General features: G+C 59.4%; 20 protein-coding genes. 15 read left to right on the forward strand and 5 right to left on the reverse strand.

The window, feature by feature from the left end; genetic code table 11:
• Positions 1–4: 4 nt before the first annotated feature.
• Positions 5–496, forward strand: coding sequence for a hypothetical protein (locus tag GA0061101_RS14190; protein ID WP_092573866.1), 492 nt, complete (start codon positions 5–7; stop codon positions 494–496).
• A gap of 102 nt (positions 497–598) precedes the next feature.
• On the forward strand, positions 599–1900 hold the full coding sequence (gene purB, locus GA0061101_RS14195; protein ID WP_037202348.1) for an adenylosuccinate lyase: 1302 nt from the start codon (positions 599–601) through the stop codon (positions 1898–1900).
• Here the strand turns inward: purB and GA0061101_RS14200 are convergent.
• Positions 1897–2397, reverse strand: a complete 501-nt coding sequence (locus GA0061101_RS14200) for a low affinity iron permease family protein (protein WP_092573868.1) — start codon at positions 2395–2397, stop codon at positions 1897–1899. The two genes, purB and GA0061101_RS14200, sit on opposite strands and share 4 nt — an antisense overlap.
• A gap of 87 nt (positions 2398–2484) precedes the next feature.
• Positions 2485–3285, reverse strand: a complete 801-nt coding sequence (locus GA0061101_RS14205; RefSeq protein WP_037202837.1) for a DUF2189 domain-containing protein — start codon at positions 3283–3285, stop codon at positions 2485–2487.
• A gap of 167 nt (positions 3286–3452) precedes the next feature.
• Between GA0061101_RS14205 and GA0061101_RS14210 the strand changes: the two genes are divergently transcribed.
• The 7 genes from GA0061101_RS14210 (at position 3453) to GA0061101_RS14240 (ending at position 7685) form a co-directional block, all read left to right on the forward strand.
• Positions 3453–4007 carry an RBBP9/YdeN family alpha/beta hydrolase gene (locus GA0061101_RS14210; RefSeq protein WP_037202349.1) on the forward strand — a complete coding sequence of 185 codons (555 nt, stop codon included), beginning with the start codon at positions 3453–3455 and terminating at the stop codon, positions 4005–4007.
• A 264-nt stretch (positions 4008–4271) separates the two neighbouring features.
• On the forward strand, positions 4272–5036 hold the full coding sequence (gene purC / locus GA0061101_RS14215; RefSeq protein WP_034504846.1) for a phosphoribosylaminoimidazolesuccinocarboxamide synthase: 765 nt from the start codon (positions 4272–4274) through the stop codon (positions 5034–5036).
• 17 nt (positions 5037–5053) lie between these two features.
• Positions 5054–5296, forward strand: a complete 243-nt coding sequence (gene purS, locus GA0061101_RS14220; RefSeq protein ID WP_037202350.1) for a phosphoribosylformylglycinamidine synthase subunit PurS — start codon at positions 5054–5056, stop codon at positions 5294–5296.
• A gap of 8 nt (positions 5297–5304) precedes the next feature.
• Positions 5305–5862: an RNA 2'-phosphotransferase gene (locus GA0061101_RS14225; RefSeq protein WP_092573784.1), complete on the forward strand. Its 558-nt coding sequence runs from the start codon at positions 5305–5307 to the stop codon at positions 5860–5862.
• Positions 5859–6530 carry a phosphoribosylformylglycinamidine synthase subunit PurQ gene (gene purQ / locus GA0061101_RS14230; RefSeq protein ID WP_092573785.1) on the forward strand — a complete coding sequence of 224 codons (672 nt, stop codon included), beginning with the start codon at positions 5859–5861 and terminating at the stop codon, positions 6528–6530. The genes GA0061101_RS14225 and purQ overlap by 4 nt, the downstream gene beginning before the upstream one ends.
• Before the next feature lie 131 nt (positions 6531–6661).
• Positions 6662–7069: a hypothetical protein gene (locus GA0061101_RS14235; RefSeq protein ID WP_037202352.1), complete on the forward strand. Its 408-nt coding sequence runs from the start codon at positions 6662–6664 to the stop codon at positions 7067–7069.
• 82 nt (positions 7070–7151) lie between these two features.
• Positions 7152–7685: an AAA family ATPase gene (locus tag GA0061101_RS14240; RefSeq protein ID WP_092573786.1), complete on the forward strand. Its 534-nt coding sequence runs from the start codon at positions 7152–7154 to the stop codon at positions 7683–7685.
• Between the two features lie 43 nt (positions 7686–7728).
• On the opposite strand, the gene GA0061101_RS14245 is transcribed toward GA0061101_RS14240, so the two are convergent.
• On the reverse strand, positions 7729–7974 hold the full coding sequence (locus tag GA0061101_RS14245) for a DUF1127 domain-containing protein (RefSeq protein WP_092573787.1): 246 nt from the start codon (positions 7972–7974) through the stop codon (positions 7729–7731).
• A gap of 105 nt (positions 7975–8079) precedes the next feature.
• Here GA0061101_RS14245 and GA0061101_RS14250 point away from each other — a divergent pair, with 105 nt between their 5' ends.
• The 4 genes from GA0061101_RS14250 (at position 8080) to GA0061101_RS14265 (ending at position 12889) form a co-directional block, all read left to right on the forward strand.
• Complete coding sequence (locus GA0061101_RS14250; protein ID WP_092573788.1) at positions 8080–9498, forward strand: aminotransferase-like domain-containing protein; 1419 nt, start codon at positions 8080–8082, stop codon at positions 9496–9498.
• Positions 9499–9619: 121 nt separating this feature from the next.
• The gene (locus GA0061101_RS14255) at positions 9620–10234 is read left to right on the forward strand and encodes an acyloxyacyl hydrolase (protein WP_092573789.1); all 615 of its coding nucleotides are present in this window, start codon (positions 9620–9622) and stop codon (positions 10232–10234) included.
• Positions 10235–10406: 172 nt separating this feature from the next.
• Positions 10407–12638, forward strand: a complete 2232-nt coding sequence (purL, locus tag GA0061101_RS14260; protein WP_092573790.1) for a phosphoribosylformylglycinamidine synthase subunit PurL — start codon at positions 10407–10409, stop codon at positions 12636–12638.
• A gap of 17 nt (positions 12639–12655) precedes the next feature.
• Positions 12656–12889, forward strand: coding sequence for a BolA family protein (locus GA0061101_RS14265; protein ID WP_004108912.1), 234 nt, complete (start codon positions 12656–12658; stop codon positions 12887–12889).
• Here GA0061101_RS14265 and GA0061101_RS14270 read toward each other — a convergent pair.
• Both GA0061101_RS14270 and GA0061101_RS14275 read right to left on the reverse strand, forming a co-directional pair.
• Complete coding sequence (locus tag GA0061101_RS14270) at positions 12875–14074, reverse strand: hypothetical protein (protein WP_092573870.1); 1200 nt, start codon at positions 14072–14074, stop codon at positions 12875–12877. The genes GA0061101_RS14265 and GA0061101_RS14270 overlap by 15 nt on opposite strands.
• A 167-nt stretch (positions 14075–14241) precedes the next feature.
• Entirely contained in the window at positions 14242–14544 is a 303-nt protein-coding gene (locus GA0061101_RS14275) for a hypothetical protein (RefSeq protein WP_037202359.1), read from the reverse strand.
• A gap of 378 nt (positions 14545–14922) precedes the next feature.
• On the opposite strand from GA0061101_RS14275, the gene grxD reads away from it, so the two are divergent.
• Together grxD and GA0061101_RS14285 are read left to right on the forward strand one after the other, a co-directional pair.
• Positions 14923–15258: a Grx4 family monothiol glutaredoxin gene (gene grxD / locus GA0061101_RS14280; protein WP_034504827.1), complete on the forward strand. Its 336-nt coding sequence runs from the start codon at positions 14923–14925 to the stop codon at positions 15256–15258.
• A gap of 137 nt (positions 15259–15395) precedes the next feature.
• Entirely contained in the window at positions 15396–16628 is a 1233-nt protein-coding gene (locus GA0061101_RS14285) for a multidrug effflux MFS transporter (RefSeq protein WP_092573791.1), read from the forward strand.
• Positions 16629–16631 lie beyond the last annotated feature (3 nt).

The following is a 16631-nucleotide window of genomic DNA, read 5'->3' on the forward strand; positions in this document are numbered from 1 at the left end:
CATCATCGCGGCGGACCGAACGCGGACCGCCGCTTCGCATTGCCTCGAACTGTTTGGTGGCTCGATCAGCTGGGGCGTGGTTATGGCCGCCTCGGCACTTGCCGCTCTCTACCTGCGCAACGGCCTTCTGACGAGCCACCTGACCGCCCTTGCCCTTGTCTACTTCCTCGGCGGCGCGCTCTCCTGGCCTATCATGGTGCCGCTGGCACGGCGCGTTGCCAACGGTCGACCGCCGAGCGCGCGTTTCGCGGCCTTTTTCCTCGCATTGTCGCTCGGCACCACGGCGATGACGGCATTTCTGTTCGCCATGGACTATCGCTGGTTCTATGCGCGCTGGCATGCGCCGTTCGGTTCGCTGATCTGGACATTTCAATTCCTGTTCACCGGCGCCAGCGCCGTCTACCAATTCGCCGTTCTCGGCGTTACCCTATTCCTGCCGTTCGGTTTGCTCTGCCTGATCACCACCTCCGCCTATCTCGCGCGATATGAGCGTTGAGCCGGATGAAAGATCGGTCGGACAAACATTGTGATTGCCGCCCGTCTTTGTTATGGGGGCGCCGAGGTTTCCTTTCCCGTTAGCCAAGAAAGCTTTGAGCCCATGATCCCGCGCTACTCCCGACCGGAAATGGTCGCCATCTGGTCGCCCGAAACCAAGTTCCGTATCTGGTTCGAGATCGAGGCGCATGCCTGTGACGCGCTGGCCGCTCTCGGCGTCATTCCGAAGTCGGCCGCCGAGACCATCTGGGAAAAGGGCGGCCAGGCGACCTTCGACGTCGACCGCATCGACGAGATCGAAGCCGTCACCAAGCATGACGTCATCGCCTTCCTGACGCATCTCGCCGAAATCGTCGGTCCGGATGCGCGTTTCGTGCACCAGGGCATGACCTCCTCCGACGTGCTCGATACCTGCTTCAACGTCCAGCTCGTACGCGCCAGCGACCTGCTGCTGGCCGATATCGACAAGCTTCTGGAGGCCCTGAAGCGTCGCGCTTTCGAACACAAGGACACGGTCACCATCGGCCGCTCGCACGGCATCCATGCCGAGCCCACAACTTTCGGCGTCAAGCTGGCGCTCGCCTATGCCGAATTCGAGCGCTGCAAGCAGCGTCTGATCGCCGCCCGCGAGGAAGTCGCGACCTGCGCGATTTCGGGCGCCGTCGGCACCTTCGCCAATATCGATCCCCGCGTCGAGGAACATGTCGCCGCCGCGCTCGGCCTGAAGCCGGAGCCGGTCTCCACGCAGGTCATCCCGCGCGACCGTCATGCGATGTTCTTCGCCACTCTCGGCGTCGTCGCCTCTTCGATCGAGCGCCTTTCAACCGAAATCCGCCACCTGCAGCGCACCGAAGTCCTCGAAGCCGAGGAATATTTCTCGCCGGGCCAGAAGGGCTCTTCGGCCATGCCGCATAAGCGCAACCCGGTGCTGACCGAAAATCTGACCGGCCTTGCCCGCATGGTCCGCTCTTACGCCATGCCGGCCATGGAGAACGTGGCACTTTGGCACGAGCGCGATATCTCGCATTCCTCGGTGGAACGCATGATCGGCCCGGATGCGACCGTCACACTCGATTTCGCGCTCGCCCGCATGACGAGCGTCATCGACAAGCTCCTCGTCTATCCGGAAAATATGATGAGGAATTTGAACAAGTTCCGCGGACTTGTTCATTCACAGCGCGTGCTGCTGGCACTGACCCAGGCCGGCGTTTCCCGCGAGGATTCCTATCGTCTCGTTCAGCGCAATGCGATGAAGGTTTGGGAGGAAGGCAAGGATTTCCTTGAGGAGCTGCTGGCCGACCAGGAAGTTCGTGCAGCGCTTTCCGAAGCGGATATCCGCGAGAAATTCGATCTTGGCTATCACACCAAGCACGTGGACACCATCTTCAAGCGGGTTTTCGGCTAAGACTTGGCCGGGCCGGCCTGATTGCGAGTAGAGGCGGTGCGGCTGACGCGCCGCTTTTTTCTTTTGTTCGCGGATTTGGCGACGATTGCGCGATCGCGTTCGACGCTTTCGCCCACATTGCCGTTGTGCTGATTTTCGCTACGCTTGGCGGCCTTCCCCACCAGCCTGTCCAGATGCTTCAGATCCTCTTCATCGAGGTTTTCGATGCCGATGAAGCGGTTTTCAGCCGCGCTGGTGAGGATCAACTCATTGAGCTTGGCCTGAATGGCCCGCGTATCACGCGTCTGCGCGTTCTGCAGCAGGAACACCATCAGGGAGGTTACGATGGTCGTGCTGGTGTTGATGACCAGCTGCCAGGTATCGGAGTAGCCGAAGATCGGACCGGTAGCGCCCCATAAGATAATGGAGAACAGCGCCAGGACGAAGATGGCCGGCTTTCCCGTCCATTCCGAAACCTTAACCGCAAAGCGGGTGAAGATGTGCGCAAGCCAAGCCATGATCCGCATCTCCTTGATGATGCGGATCAACGTGGAAATCCTATTGCGGTTCCAACGATTGCGAAGAACCGCTGAAAGGCCGGACTTTTAGTCCTGAACCACCACCAGCTTGCGATAGAGATGCCAGGATGCGTGGCCGAGTATGGGCATGACCACGGCAAGGCCTGCAAAGATCGGGATCGTGCCGACGACGAGAAGTGCTGCGACGATCAGGCCCCAGACTGCCACGGGCACCGGGTTGATCAGCGTCGCCCGAATACTGGCATCGACCGCTGCCACCACGCCCACGTCACGGTCGAGCAACAGCGGAAAGGTGACGACCGTAGTCGCCAGCACGACGAGCGCGAAGACGAAGCCGATGAGATCGCCCCAGAACATCATCGCCCTGCCCTCGGGGGTCCTCAAAATGTTCGAGACAAAGGACCAGAGCGTGGGCGGTGCACCATCGCCGAAATAGATGAAGTAGATATTCTGCGCCGCGAACAGCCAGACGATGAATATGCCGAACAGCATGAGGCCGGCGACGATGATCGACGGCAGCGCCGGTGAAAAGCGCACATCGAAAGCATGGCTCCACGACGTATCCTGGCCCTTTTCGCGCCGTCGACTGATTTCGTAGAGACCGATCGCCGCCAGGGGGCCGAGCAAGGCGAAGCCGGACATCAGCGGAAACAGCAGCGGCAGCAAATTCTGTCCGGAACTCCAGATCGCCAGAGCAATGCCGGCAATCGGATACATCAGGCACAAGAAGACGTAATGCGATGGCTTCTCGCTGAAATCGTCAAGCCCCAACTTAAGGGCGTCGACGAGGTCGGCGATACCGATCTTACGGATGGCGGGACGCGTAAATGTGTGGTCCGCTCCTGCCATGACGTGAAAGGCCGACATAATGCTCTCCTCCTCAACCGTGGTGCGCGGCAGGCGGTGCAAAAGTGGCGGCAAAACAGACGCCGACATCTTCATTCGCTACCGGCAGCGGCCATACTAGCAAATTTTGCCGCATTTGTCGCCTTTTCCCTTGACAGTTGGGTTCACCTTTTCCACATCGGCGCATCATGAAAGTCTCCGACGCAGATATTCTCATCATCCCGGGTTACACGAATTCCGGCCCGGATCACTGGCAGACGCGCTGGGAGCAGAAGCTCTCGACGGCGCGGCGCGTGGAGCAGGCCGAATGGTCCAAGCCCGTTCGCGATGACTGGATCGCCCGCATTGCCGAAGAGGTGAATGCTTCCGAGCGGCCTGTCGTGCTCGTGGCGCATTCGCTCGGCGTTCCCTCGGTGATCCATGCGATCCCGCATTTTCGCAACAAGGTCGCCGGCGCCTTCTTCGTCGCACCGCCCGATGTCGCCAATCCCGGCATCCGCCCGAAACATCTGATGACGTTCGGCCCCTATCCGCGCGATCCGCTGCCGTTTCCGTCGGTCACGATCGCAAGCCGCAACGACCCCTTCGGCAGCTATGAGCACGCCGACGATGTCGCCAGCAGCTGGGGTTCCCTTCTGATCGACGCCGGCGAGGCCGGTCACATCAACAGCGATTCCGGTCACGGCCCCTGGCCCGAAGGCACGATGGTCTTTGCCAAATTCCTCAGCCAACTGAAGTCGTGATACAATAAAGGCGGACTTGGGATGGATACGCCGCGGCTCACTAGCCTGTGAAGTACCGGCCACCTTCATTCCATCGTCAGATAAAAGCCTGTAATACTGGGCATGATAGGATCCCGATTCTCGCATTGGCGCCCCGCCAAGGCCGGAATTCCGAGGTAAGGAGGCGCTGGCGGATTGTGAATTCGCTTCTTATCCGTTATGGGGACGCCCACATACGATCCACTTGCGCTGTCCCGTGAGCGCCAAAGACAGAGAACAATACCAATGAACCGTCGCCGCCGTATCTACGAGGGCAAGGCCAAGATCCTTTATGAAGGACCTGAGCCGGGCACGCTGATCCAGTTCTTCAAGGACGATGCCACCGCCTTCAACAAGAAAAAGCACGAAGTCATCGATGGCAAGGGCGTTCTGAACAATCGCATCTGCGAATATATTTTCAGCCATTTGAACAAGATCGGCATTCCCACCCATTTCATCCGCCGTCTCAACATGCGTGAGCAGCTGATCAAGGAAGTGGAGATGATCCCGCTCGAGATCGTCGTGCGCAACGTCGCCGCCGGCTCGCTCTCCAAGCGCCTCGGCATCGAGGAAGGTGTGGTCCTGCCGCGTTCGATCATCGAATTCTACTACAAGTCCGATGCGCTCGAGGACCCGATGGTCTCCGAGGAGCATATCACCGCGTTCGGCTGGGCCAATCCCGCCGAGCTCGATGACATCATGGCGCTCGCGATCCGCGTCAACGACTTCATGACCGGCCTGTTCCTCGGCGTCGGCATCCAGCTCGTCGATTTCAAGATCGAATGCGGCCGCCTGTTCGAAGGCGACATGATGCGCATCATCCTTGCCGACGAAATCTCGCCCGATTCCTGCCGTCTCTGGGACATCGAAACCCGCGAGAAGATGGACAAGGACCGTTTCCGTCGCGACATGGGCGGACTGCTGGAAGCCTATTCCGAAGTGGCCCGCCGCCTCGGCATCATCAATGAAAACGAACCCGTGCGCGGCACCGGCCCGGTTCTCGTCAAGTAAGTTCAGGAAGGACAATCGTGATCAAGGCTCGTGTAACCGTCACGCTGAAGAACGGCGTTCTCGATCCGCAGGGCAAGGCAATCGAAGGCGCGCTCGGGGCGCTCGGCTTTGACGGCGTCCATCAGGTTCGCCAGGGCAAGGTATTCGACCTCGAACTCGAAGGCACCGACAAGAGCAAGGCCGAGGCGGATCTCAAAGCCATGTGCGAAAAGCTCCTCGCCAACACGGTGATCGAGAACTTCAGCATTTCGATCGACTGATATCATTAATGGCATCCACCAAACTACAAACCGACGTCTCGAAGTTCATGAGCTACGTGCTGAGACATGCACCCCATGAAGCCGGTCTGGCCCTGGATTTGGAAGGGTGGGTGCCTTTCAGCGATCTAAAAAAAGCGATTCTTAATCGCTTCGATGTTACTGAGGCCGATATACTCGAAGTGATCGAGTCCAATTCGAAGAAGCGCTTTACTTTGTTGGATGATCGCATCCGCGCAGCGCAAGGCCATAGCGTTACTGTCGATCTAGCGCTGAATTCAGCTGCGCCGCCATCGAAGCGCTTTCATGGAACATCGCTAGAAAGCTGGTCGGCAATCCAAAGTTCAGGGCTGAAAAAGATGCAACGCCATCATGTTCACCTATCGCCGGATGTCGAAACAGCTAAAATCGTCGCAACGAGACGGAAGGGTGACTATGTCATCCTTGAAATCGATGCGGCGCGCATGCACTCGGAAGGTCATTCTTTCTTTGTCAGCGACAATGGAGTATGGCTCACCGATCACGTTCCAAGCCAGTATCTTTCGCCTCTTGCGGGACCAGCATCATGAAATCAGCAGTCGTCCAACTTCCAGGCCTCAATCGCGATCGCGACATGATCGCGGCGCTGACCAAGATTTCCGGCCATGCGCCTGTAACTGTCTGGCAGACCGAAACCGACATCCCGGACGTCGATCTGATCGTCATTCCCGGCGGCTTCTCCTACGGCGATTATCTGCGCTGCGGCGCGATCGCAGCCCGCATGCCGATCATGCAGGCGATCAAGGATAAGGCCGACAAGGGCGTCAAGGTTCTCGGCGTCTGCAACGGTTTCCAGATCCTGCTGGAAGCCGGTATGCTGCCCGGCGCGCTGATGCGCAACGCCTCGCTGAAATTCGTCTGCCGCGAAGTGAAACTCGAAGTCGTCAATGCCGACACGGAGTTCACCGGCGCCTACGCCAAGGGCCAGATCATCCGCAGCCCCGTGGCGCATCACGACGGCAACTATTTCGCCGATCCCGAGACGCTGGCAGCGATCGAAGGCAACGGCCAGGTGGTCTTCCGTTATGCCGAAGGCACGAACCCCAACGGCTCTGTCAACGACATCGCCGGCGTCATGAATGCCAAGGGCAATGTGCTCGGCATGATGCCGCATCCGGAAAACCTGATCGAGGCTGCGCATGGCGGCAACGACGGCCGCGGCCTCTTCGCCTCGGCACTCGGCGTGATCGCGGCCTGATAGATCGTCGGGCTTGGCTCCGAAATCTTAAAATCGACGTCTTTGCGCCAAACAGCAGGGACGTCGTTATCGTTGCCTCCGGCAACCCTCGGGCAAAGAGCAGCCCTAACCGCTTCGTTGGAAAGAAATTGATGCGCCCTCGCCTCCTGACAGGACTTTACTCCGCCGCTGCCATCACGATGCTTGGGCTTCTGGTCACCTCGTGCGGCCCGCGTCCACCGAGCATCAGCGCCACCGATCACAGCGCCCTGTCGACGATGGAGCGCGTCATGATCAATTCGAACGCCTGCTGGTTCAAATCGGCCGATCCGGCCTTTGCCGGCTATCAGCTCGCTCCGGAACTCAATTCCTTTACCGGTCGTCCGCGCATTCTCGTTGTCGACAAGAAACATCCGACCGGCCGACCGTCTCTGGTTGTCCAAGCGGAAGGCAACCCGGCCCAATTGCAGGCCTTCGGTCCGATGATGAACGGCGCTTCCGGCGGCCGTATTACGGGCGACGTCAATCGCTGGGCTGCGGGTTCGAAGAACTGCAGTTAGGCCGATGGCCTGAAGAAGCTCCGCTTCCACTCAGACACTGCAGCCGACGCATGACGTACCCTCAACTCCAGGGATCATTGTCATGGACAGGTTTGTCATTCTTTCAGGCTGCTCGGGCGGCGGTAAATCGACCTTGCTCGAAGCGCTCAGGCTTCATGGACACCACGTGGTCGAGGAGCCCGGTCGTCGCATCGTTATGGAAGAGCTGAACAGCGGCGGCTCGGCTCTGCCGTGGATGGACACCGCGGCATTCGTGCGCTGGGCGGTCGACATGTCGTTGGCCGACCGCGAGGCAGCGGCAGCATTTCCAGGTATCGTGTTCTTCGACAGGGGATTGATCGACGCTGCATCAGCCCTCGAGCATCTGACGGGTGAGCCCGCTTTGATGTCATACGGTCAGCTGCACGGCTACAACAAGCATGTCTTCCTCACCCCGCCCTGGCCGGAAATATACGTCGGCGACCGCGAGCGAAGACATGACCTGTCCGAGGCGATTGCCGAATACGAGCGGCTCGGCGTCGATTATCCCGCGCTCGGCTATGAGATTCACATCCTGCCGAAAGTCGGCGTCGCGGACCGCGCCGATTTCGTCCATTCCATTCTGGGCCTGAGCTAAGCTGCAAACGTCCCTCCATGGCCGACGCGAACGCCATCCCATTTCAATCCCAGAAGAATGACTTGCTGACCTCGGTCCTCGCCTCGCTTGGCGTCAGCCCGACATCGCGTAGCTGATCATCCGTCAGTTCCCGCAGGACACAGCGGCTTTCGCGTTTCTGCATCCACAGCAAAAAGGACGTCCAGAGCCGATGCGCCGCGCGCGACTTTGGCTGCGCTGCCCTCGTGTCCCGGCCCGCGGCGAAAGCATCCTTGGCTTGGGCAGGACGGATTGTATCTATTGTACTCATTTCAATACTCGCTTGATCGTGACATTTCTCGACGTACCGAGCCAAACGATACGATTGTCACTTAGTATTGACTCCATGCGCGATGCAATATAGCAAATTGTCATTATGACAAATTGGCTCCCTGACATTTCCAGCGGCAATGGGCCGGTCTATATCCGTGTTGCCGACAGCATCGAGAACGCGATCACCCACGGCGTTCTGCCGCCCGGCACGAAGCTGCCGCCGCAACGCAACCTCGCCTATGATATCGGCGTCACCATCGGCACCGTGAGCCGGGCCTATGCGCTCGTGCATGAGCGCGGCCTGGTGGCGGGCGAAGTCGGCCGCGGTACCTATGTGCTGGAGCGCTCGAACGGCAAGCAGATCGAACAGGTGGATCCGATCACGCAGGCGCTTGCCGGCACCCGCGGCCTGAATACGCCTGATGCCAGGATACGCTTCGATACGACGGCCGCCCCCGATATCGGCCAGGGCGAGATCATCGGCAAACTGTTTGCGGATATCAGCAACGAGCACCAGTCGGAGATTTCCTCCTACTCGCGGAATTTCCCGACGAGCTGGTATGAGGCGGGACAGATCTGGCTTGCCCGCAACGGCTGGCAGCCGGCAATCGAGACCGTCGTGCCGACGCTGGGCGCTCATGCCGGCGCCATCGCCGTCATCTCGGCCGTCACTTCGCCCGGCGACAAGATCGTCTTCGAGAACCTGACCTATACGCAGATCAGCCGCGCCACCCGCCTCCTCGGACGCCGGTCGGTATTGGTGGATTCCGATGAGCACGGCATCAACCCCGACGATTTCGAGCGGCTGTGCCAGCAGCAGCATCCACGTCTGGCCTTTCTGATGCCGACGGCACACAATCCGACGCTCGTGACGATGCCGGAAGCACGCCGGCGCGCAATTGCCGCCATCGCACGCCGCCACAGCGTCTGGCTGATCGAGGATGATCTCTATGGCGCCATGACCGGCGACCAGAACCCGCTCATGGCGGCTATCGCGCCGGAACGCACCTTCGTGGTCAGCAGCCTGTCGAAGTCCGTTACAGCGGGCGTGCGTGGGGGCTGGGTCGCCTGCCCGCCGCATTTCGCCCAGCGAATCAAGGTTACGCACAAGATGACGACCGGCGGCCTGCCTTTCATCCTGGCGGAAACCTGCGCCCGGCTCGTGCTCGATGGTCACGCGCTGGAGCTGCGCCGCAAGTCGGTCGAGGAAATCAAGGCTCGCGAGCAACTGGCGCGGGACGCCCTGTCAGGATTTGAGTTCAACTCGCATCCGCATCTGCCGTTTCTCTGGCTGAAGCTGCCCGAACCATGGCTGTCAGGCACTTTCAAGAATGCCGCCATCGCCGAGGGCGTGCTCATCGACGATGAGGATGAATTCAAGGCCGCGCGCATGGAGAAGGTCTATCATCGCGTTCGCGTCGCATTCTCATCGCCGCGACAACGAGAAGATGTCGCCGCCGGCTTCATGACGTTACGGCGGTTGCTGGAAAACGGCTCGGCCGGTTACGACAGTCACATTTAAGCAAGCCTCGTCGTTTTTATCGACAGCTATCTTGCAAAATCCCGGCTCTTCTCTCTCGACTCCTAGCACGCTACCATTTTAACTATGTGAAATGATTCGCCCGCCGTACTAGGGGGAGTGCATGGCCATTGACAGCGTTTCAGCAGGCAATTTGTGCAAGCGTTTAGTTACGAGTTTTCTGGCAATCAGTTCCATATTCATCGCGGGTCAGTCCGCTGCAACCGCTGCAGATACGGTTGCCGTCGCCGCCAGCCCTAAGATTTTCGACGAACTGCGTTTCGGAGCAAGCGGCTCCATCCAGAGCGGAAACGATCACGAAAACGGCGTGTTTCCGGATGTGCAGGTGCTCTTCAATCCGTTCGGCTACAATCCAACCGCTGGTTGGAAGGATCAGTTGGCGCATCCGCGCATCCATTTGGGAACCTCGATCGGCACAGCCGGCTCGGCGACCCAGGTTTATGCTGGTCTTTCCTGGACGCTGACGCATAGCAACGGCATCTTCACCGAAGCTGGCTTCGGTGGAACGGTACATTCAGGCAATCTCGATGATTGGACCGAACATGGTCCGCTGCTTGGTTGTCGCCTGCTTTTCCACGAATATGCCGGGATTGGTTACAATTTTGACAGCCATTGGAATATGATGGCGCAGATCGCGCATTCCTCGCACGCCAATCTCTGCGACGGTCCGAATGGCGGCATGACGCGTGTCGGCGTTTTAGTCGGCTATAAATTCTGACGATCCGAGAACGGCCGCGAATGGTCGTGCTCACGACTTGCCTGTTATCAATGTCGGCGTGCTGCGAACGCCGGCGATTTTCCTGTCGCACGACAGGTTGACTTGCGCTAAAGAGACCTCGATCCCCTGACCGGCCTTCAAACCCCTTACAGGCAAGGACCCTCGAGCGCCCATGACCATTTCAAATTCGATCCAGATCACCCCCGAACTGATTGCCGCCCACGGCCTGAAGCCGGATGAATATCAGCGCATTCTGGATCTGATCGGCCGCGAGCCTTCCTTTACAGAGCTCGGCATCTTCTCGGCCATGTGGAACGAGCATTGCTCCTACAAATCCTCGAAGAAGTGGCTCCGCACTCTGCCGACCAAGGGTCCGCGCGTCATCCAGGGCCCGGGCGAGAATGCGGGCGTTGTCGATATCGATGACGGCGATTGCGTCGTCTTCAAGATGGAGAGCCACAACCACCCCTCCTATATCGAGCCCTATCAGGGTGCCGCGACCGGCGTCGGCGGCATCCTGCGCGACGTTTTCACCATGGGCGCCCGCCCGATCGCCGCCATGAACGCGCTGCGTTTCGGCGAGCCGGATCATCCGAAGACCCGCCATCTCGTCTCCGGCGTCGTCTCCGGCGTCGGCGGCTACGGCAATTCCTTCGGTGTCCCGACAGTCGGTGGCGAAGTCGAATTCGATGCACGCTACAACGGCAATATCCTGGTCAATGCCTTTGCGGCTGGTCTGGCCAAATCGAACGCCATTTTCCTGTCGGAAGCCAAGGGCGTCGGCCTGCCGGTCGTCTATCTCGGCGCCAAGACCGGCCGCGACGGCGTCGGCGGCGCGACGATGGCATCTGCCGAGTTTGACGAATCGATCGAAGAGAAGCGCCCGACGGTTCAGGTCGGCGACCCCTTCACCGAAAAGTGCCTGCTGGAAGCCTGCCTTGAGCTGATGCAGACCGGTGCCGTCATTGCCATCCAGGACATGGGGGCCGCCGGCCTCACCTGCTCTGCCGTCGAAATGGGTGCCAAGGGCGATCTCGGCATCGAGCTCGACCTCGATAAGGTGCCGGTGCGCGAAGAACAGATGACGGCCTATGAAATGATGCTGTCGGAAAGCCAGGAGCGCATGCTCATGGTGCTGCAGCCGGAAAAGGAAGCCGTCGCCAAGGCGATCTTCGTCAAATGGGGCCTGGATTTCGCCATCGTCGGCAAGACGACGGACGACCTGCGTTTCCGCGTCATCCATCAGGGCGAGGAAGTCGCCAACCTGCCGATCAAGGATCTCGGCGACCAGGCTCCGGAATACGACCGTCCATGGCGGGAAGCCGACAAGCGCGCTGCCCTGCCCGCCGATCTGGTACCGGCTCCTGAGGATTACGGCCAGGCTCTGCTGTCGCTGGTCGGCTCCGCCAACCAATCGAGCCGCCGCTGGGTCTACGAGCAATACGATACCCTGATTCAGGGCAACTCGCTGCAGCTCCCGGGCGGTGACGCCGGCGTCGTGCGCGTCGAAGGCCATCCGACCAAGGCGCTGGCATTCTCATCCGACGTCACGCCCCGCTATGTCGAGGCCGACCCGTTCGAGGGCGGCAAGCAGGCCGTCGCCGAATGCTGGCGCAACATCACGGCAACAGGCGCTGAGCCGCTTGCAGCGACCGACAATCTGAACTTCGGCAATCCGGAAAAGCCAGAGATCATGGGACAGTTCGTCGGCGCGATCAAAGGCATCGGCGAAGCTTGCCGCGCGCTCGATTTCCCGATCGTCTCGGGCAACGTTTCGCTCTACAATGAAACCAATGGCGTCGGGATCCTGCCGACCCCCACCATTGCCGGCGTCGGCCTGCTGCCGGACTGGAAGACGATGGCCCGCATTGGCGCCGCCTCCGAAGGCGACAGCGTCCTGATGATCGGCCTCGACGGCAGCCATCTCGGCTCTTCGATCTATCTCCGCGATATTCTGGGTTCGACCGATGGCCCCGCTCCGGAAGTCGATCTTTTCGCCGAACGCCGCAACGGCGATTTCATCCGTTCGGCCATCCGCAACGGCCAGGTCACGGCCTGCCATGACATTTCATCGGGCGGCCTGGCGCTGGCCCTTGCCGAAATGGCCATCGCGTCCCGCAAGGGACTGCGCATAGACCTGACCGAAAGCAAGACCCCGCCGCATGCGGCACTTTTCGGTGAGGATCAGGCCCGCTACGTCATCGCCGTTCCGGCCGATGTCGCCGATTTCGTCTGCATCAATGCGGAAAGCGCCGGCGTGCCGTTCCGTCGTCTCGGCACTGTCGGCGGCGATGCGCTCGTCATCGATGGCCTGTTGTCGCTTCCGGTTGAACAGTTGCGCGACGCGCATGAATCGTGGTTTCCTGCCTTCATGGATGGCAGCGCTCTCGCTGCCGCTGAATAGATCGAGGTACACCACCAATGCCAATGAACCCCGGCGATATCGAAGACATGATCAAGGCCGGCATTCCCGGAGCCAAGGTGACCATTCGCGACCTGGCCGGAGACGGCGATCACTATGCCGCCGAAGTTGTCGCGGAAGCCTTTCGCGGCAAAAGCCGCGTGCAGCAGCACCAGATGGTTTATGACGCCCTGAAGGGCAATATGGGCGGCGTGCTGCATGCCCTGGCGCTGCAGACCTCAGCGCCCGATTGAGACTGCCTGCAGATCAACGCCGGAGTTGAACGTCAGCTCCGGCATGTTGTTCGCCGAAAACTCCGCAAAGCGGGAGGCTGGCAATGGGCCAGCCGTCATCAGCGTAAAATCGAAGAATGCCCGCACGTCCGGCCCGAGCACATATTGCCGATGGACACGCAGGAAATCGCGCTTGATCTTGGCGTAGTGCTGCGCTGTCAGCATTTTCTTGAAACGCACGAACAGGATCGCCGGCTGCTTGTCATCGGCATGCCCGCAAACCGCCACGACCTTTGTCTTGTAGAAATGGATCGCGTCGGTCAGACAGTGAACGTCCACCCAGAACATCTCCTTGCAGCGCGCAAGCAAGCCAACGCGTGAGCGCAGCACCGCCGCCGACCGCATGAGGGCGCATTGCAGGATGGCGCTCCCCAAGGTCGCAAACACTACCCGCTTGTCACGAAAAACCTCAGGCTCCCGCTCGAGCAGGAGACCGATCACATGCGCCGCCACGGATGAGCCCATGCTATGCGAGGAGATGACGAATTCATCGACGCCGGGCTCATCCAGCGCCTGGCGCACGCTGATCGCGCAGGTCTCCAGCCATTGCTCGTTGCCGATTCCGTTCAGCCCCGCCATCGCCACGGCCATCTCCCAGTCGGAGAAGAGATGCAGCGTATGCAACCTTTCGGCCTGCGGCAGAAAGGCATAGACGAAGAAAGCGACGGCCAAGGCGATGCTGCCGATATGACTCCAGGCGGCCAGCCCCAGCATGAACGGCAAGAATGCTATCGACAGGCTGAGCAGCAGCCCGACAAACATGAGGAGAAACGGAAATATGAAAAACAGGCCGAAACGCCATGCATGGCGGAAATAGCCTGTCATCCCTCCGGAAACGATAACCCTTGCGGCCGCCAGATAGCCCTGTGCCAGCCGCGTGAAAAATGGCCTGCCGTTCAACGCCGCAACCAGGTCGTTATGGTCGGCAATATGGACACGGCTGTGCGTCCGCCAATCCGCAGCTTCGGCAGTCACATCGAAATAGGGTGCCCTACCGAAACTCTTCAGCTCGTCCACGGTGACCGAATAATCCCACACGGCGGCGCTTTGCCTGGCCGAGCGCTCGTAGCGCGCCCGATGCGCCGCCGCATCCAGCGGCTCAAAGCCAGGGAAGTGGAGAACCACCCGCTTCTTGATGCTATCCATATTATCGTTGGTCCCCAGCACGCGCTTCAGCGGCAGATACACGTAAGCGACCGCCAAGACCACGGCCTGCTGGCTTTTTCATGGCAGCGCAATGCAAAGCTATCCATTCGCCGCACCGCTACAACGAGTGAAACTTCCGTCGTCTGAGGCTGAAAGCTCGAATCAGATCAGCATTCCCGGCCGGGATAGGGCGAGATGTCAGAGCACGGATCCGCGGGGGGCGCAGTCATGATTTTTTCGATGACCGAAGCCACGGGCGGTTGCGGCGTCGGCGCGGTCGACGCGCGATAACCGAATGCGATGCTTAGAATCAAAACGATGGCGCTGACGGTAAAGGCACTGTTCAATATCGAGGCTTTTGACGTGCGCACATGCTCATAATATTCCCGCTCGCCGTCGCTAGTCTCTTCCGTACCGTAAAACTCTCGCTCCTCACCAACCTGGCCCTCGGTATAATGATGATGGCTCATGGTGTCCGCTCCCTCAAATGCAATGCAATCTTCGCAAAGGACCGATACGCGCCAAACCGCATAAATCGACTGACTCTAACAAACATACCGGCCGCATGTAAAATTAATAGCAACCTAACATTAATCAACCCTTGCCTCGATTTTATGTGTGTTGTTCAGCTCTCAGGTTGAAGGGGCTATTTCAAAACGCACTGTTCAAGAAAAGTAGCTAATCGACGGATTCGGCCATCTTTCTTAACCGCTGATGCCGAAAATCCATTCATGCGATGAAAACGACGCGTGGTACGTTTTGCGGCTGGAAATCGAGCCGGTCGCTTGCTATTTAAGAAAGAGATTTAACGCTGTGGGCCTTGACCCCGCATGTGAAAGGACTGGAAAATGAGCGGCATTCACGAATTCATTGCCAATGAAGTAAAGAACAACGACGTTGTTGTCTTCATGAAGGGCACGCCCCAGTTCCCGCAATGTGGCTTCTCGGGCCAGGTAGTCCAAATTCTCGACTATATCGGCGTCGATTATAAGGGCATCAATGTCCTTGCTGATGCCGAGATTCGTCAGGGCATCAAGGAATACTCCAACTGGCCCACAATCCCGCAGCTCTACGTGAAGGGCGAATTCATCGGCGGCTGTGATATCGTGCGCGAAATGTTCCAGGCGGGCGAGCTGCAGCAGCACTTCCAGGAAAACGGCATCAGCGTTCGCGCCGCCTCCTGACCGGTCACCGGGCTCTCGTCCGGTTTCCATAGTTCACTTCGATCGAAAGGCGCTGCTGCAGGGCAGCGCCTTGATATGTTTATGGGAATAAAACCGTGACGACTACATCCCAGGCTATGTCCCATGGGCAACTGCCCATGGGCAAACGCGAGTTCATCGTACTCGCGGCCTTCCTGATGGCGATCAATTCATTGGCCATCGACATCATGCTTCCGGCTCTCCAGCAGATCGGCTCCAGTCTCGGTGTCGAGAACGAGAACCATCGGCAATACGTGGTAACAGCCTATCTGATCGGATTTGGCTCGGCGCAGCTTATCTACGGTCCGTTGTCGGATCGCTTCGGCCGCCGCATTCCCCTGTTGATCGGCATTGTCGTCTATGTCATCTCCGCTTTCGGCATTGCCCTTATTCCGTCCTTCGCCGGTCTGCTCGCCCTGCGCTTCATTCAGGGGCTGGGTTCGGCAGCGACGCGCGTCATCACCATTTCCATCGTCCGCGACGTTTTCGGCGGCCGCCTGATGGCCGAGGTGATGTCGCTGATCATGATGGTCTTCATGATCGTTCCGGTCATCGCGCCGGGAAGCGGCCAGATCATCCTGCTGATCAGCACTTGGCACATGATCTTCGTCTTCATCGGCACCATGGCGACCCTGGTCGGTCTCTGGATGTATTTCCGCCTTCCGGAAACACTGAAGCCCGAAAATATCCGCCCGCTGACCGTCAGGTCGGTTGCATCCGGCTTCAGCATGGTCCTGACGAACCGCGTCGCGCTCTGTTACACCATCGCCAGCACGTTCCTCTTCGGCGCGCTGTTCGGCTTCATCAACTCGGCCCAGCAGATCTACAGCGGCATTTACGGACTTGGCGTCTACACCCCCGTCGCCTTTGGTGGCGTGGCGCTCTTCATGGCGCTGTCATCCTTCATCAACTCGCAGCTCGTCGGCCGTTTCGGCATGCGGCGGCTGTCGCATGCGGCCTTGCTCGGCTTCTCCTTCATTACCTTTGTCTGGCTGATGGTGCAGCTTAACGGCCCTGCCCCGATGCCCTTCCCGCTGTTCATGATCTTCTTCGCGCTGGCGATGTTCCAGTTCGGTTGGATCGGTTCCAATTTCAACTCGCTCGCCATGGAGCCGCTCGGCCATGTCGCCGGAACTGCCTCCTCGGTGCTCGGTTTCATGAGCACGGTCGGCGGCGCATCGATCGGCGCCGGCATCGGCCAATATTTTAATGGCACGGCGACGCCGATGGTCATCGGCTACTTCACCGTCTCGCTGATCGGCTTGATGTTTGTGCTGATTGCCGAAAAGGGGCGCCTCTTCCGTCCGCACAATGCGCCACCGCCGGCAGATCAATCCCTCGCTTTGCATTGACAG

The sequence above is a fragment of the Martinezella lusitana genome (assembly GCF_900094565.1).
Taxonomy (GTDB): domain Bacteria; phylum Pseudomonadota; class Alphaproteobacteria; order Rhizobiales; family Rhizobiaceae; genus Rhizobium; species Rhizobium lusitanum.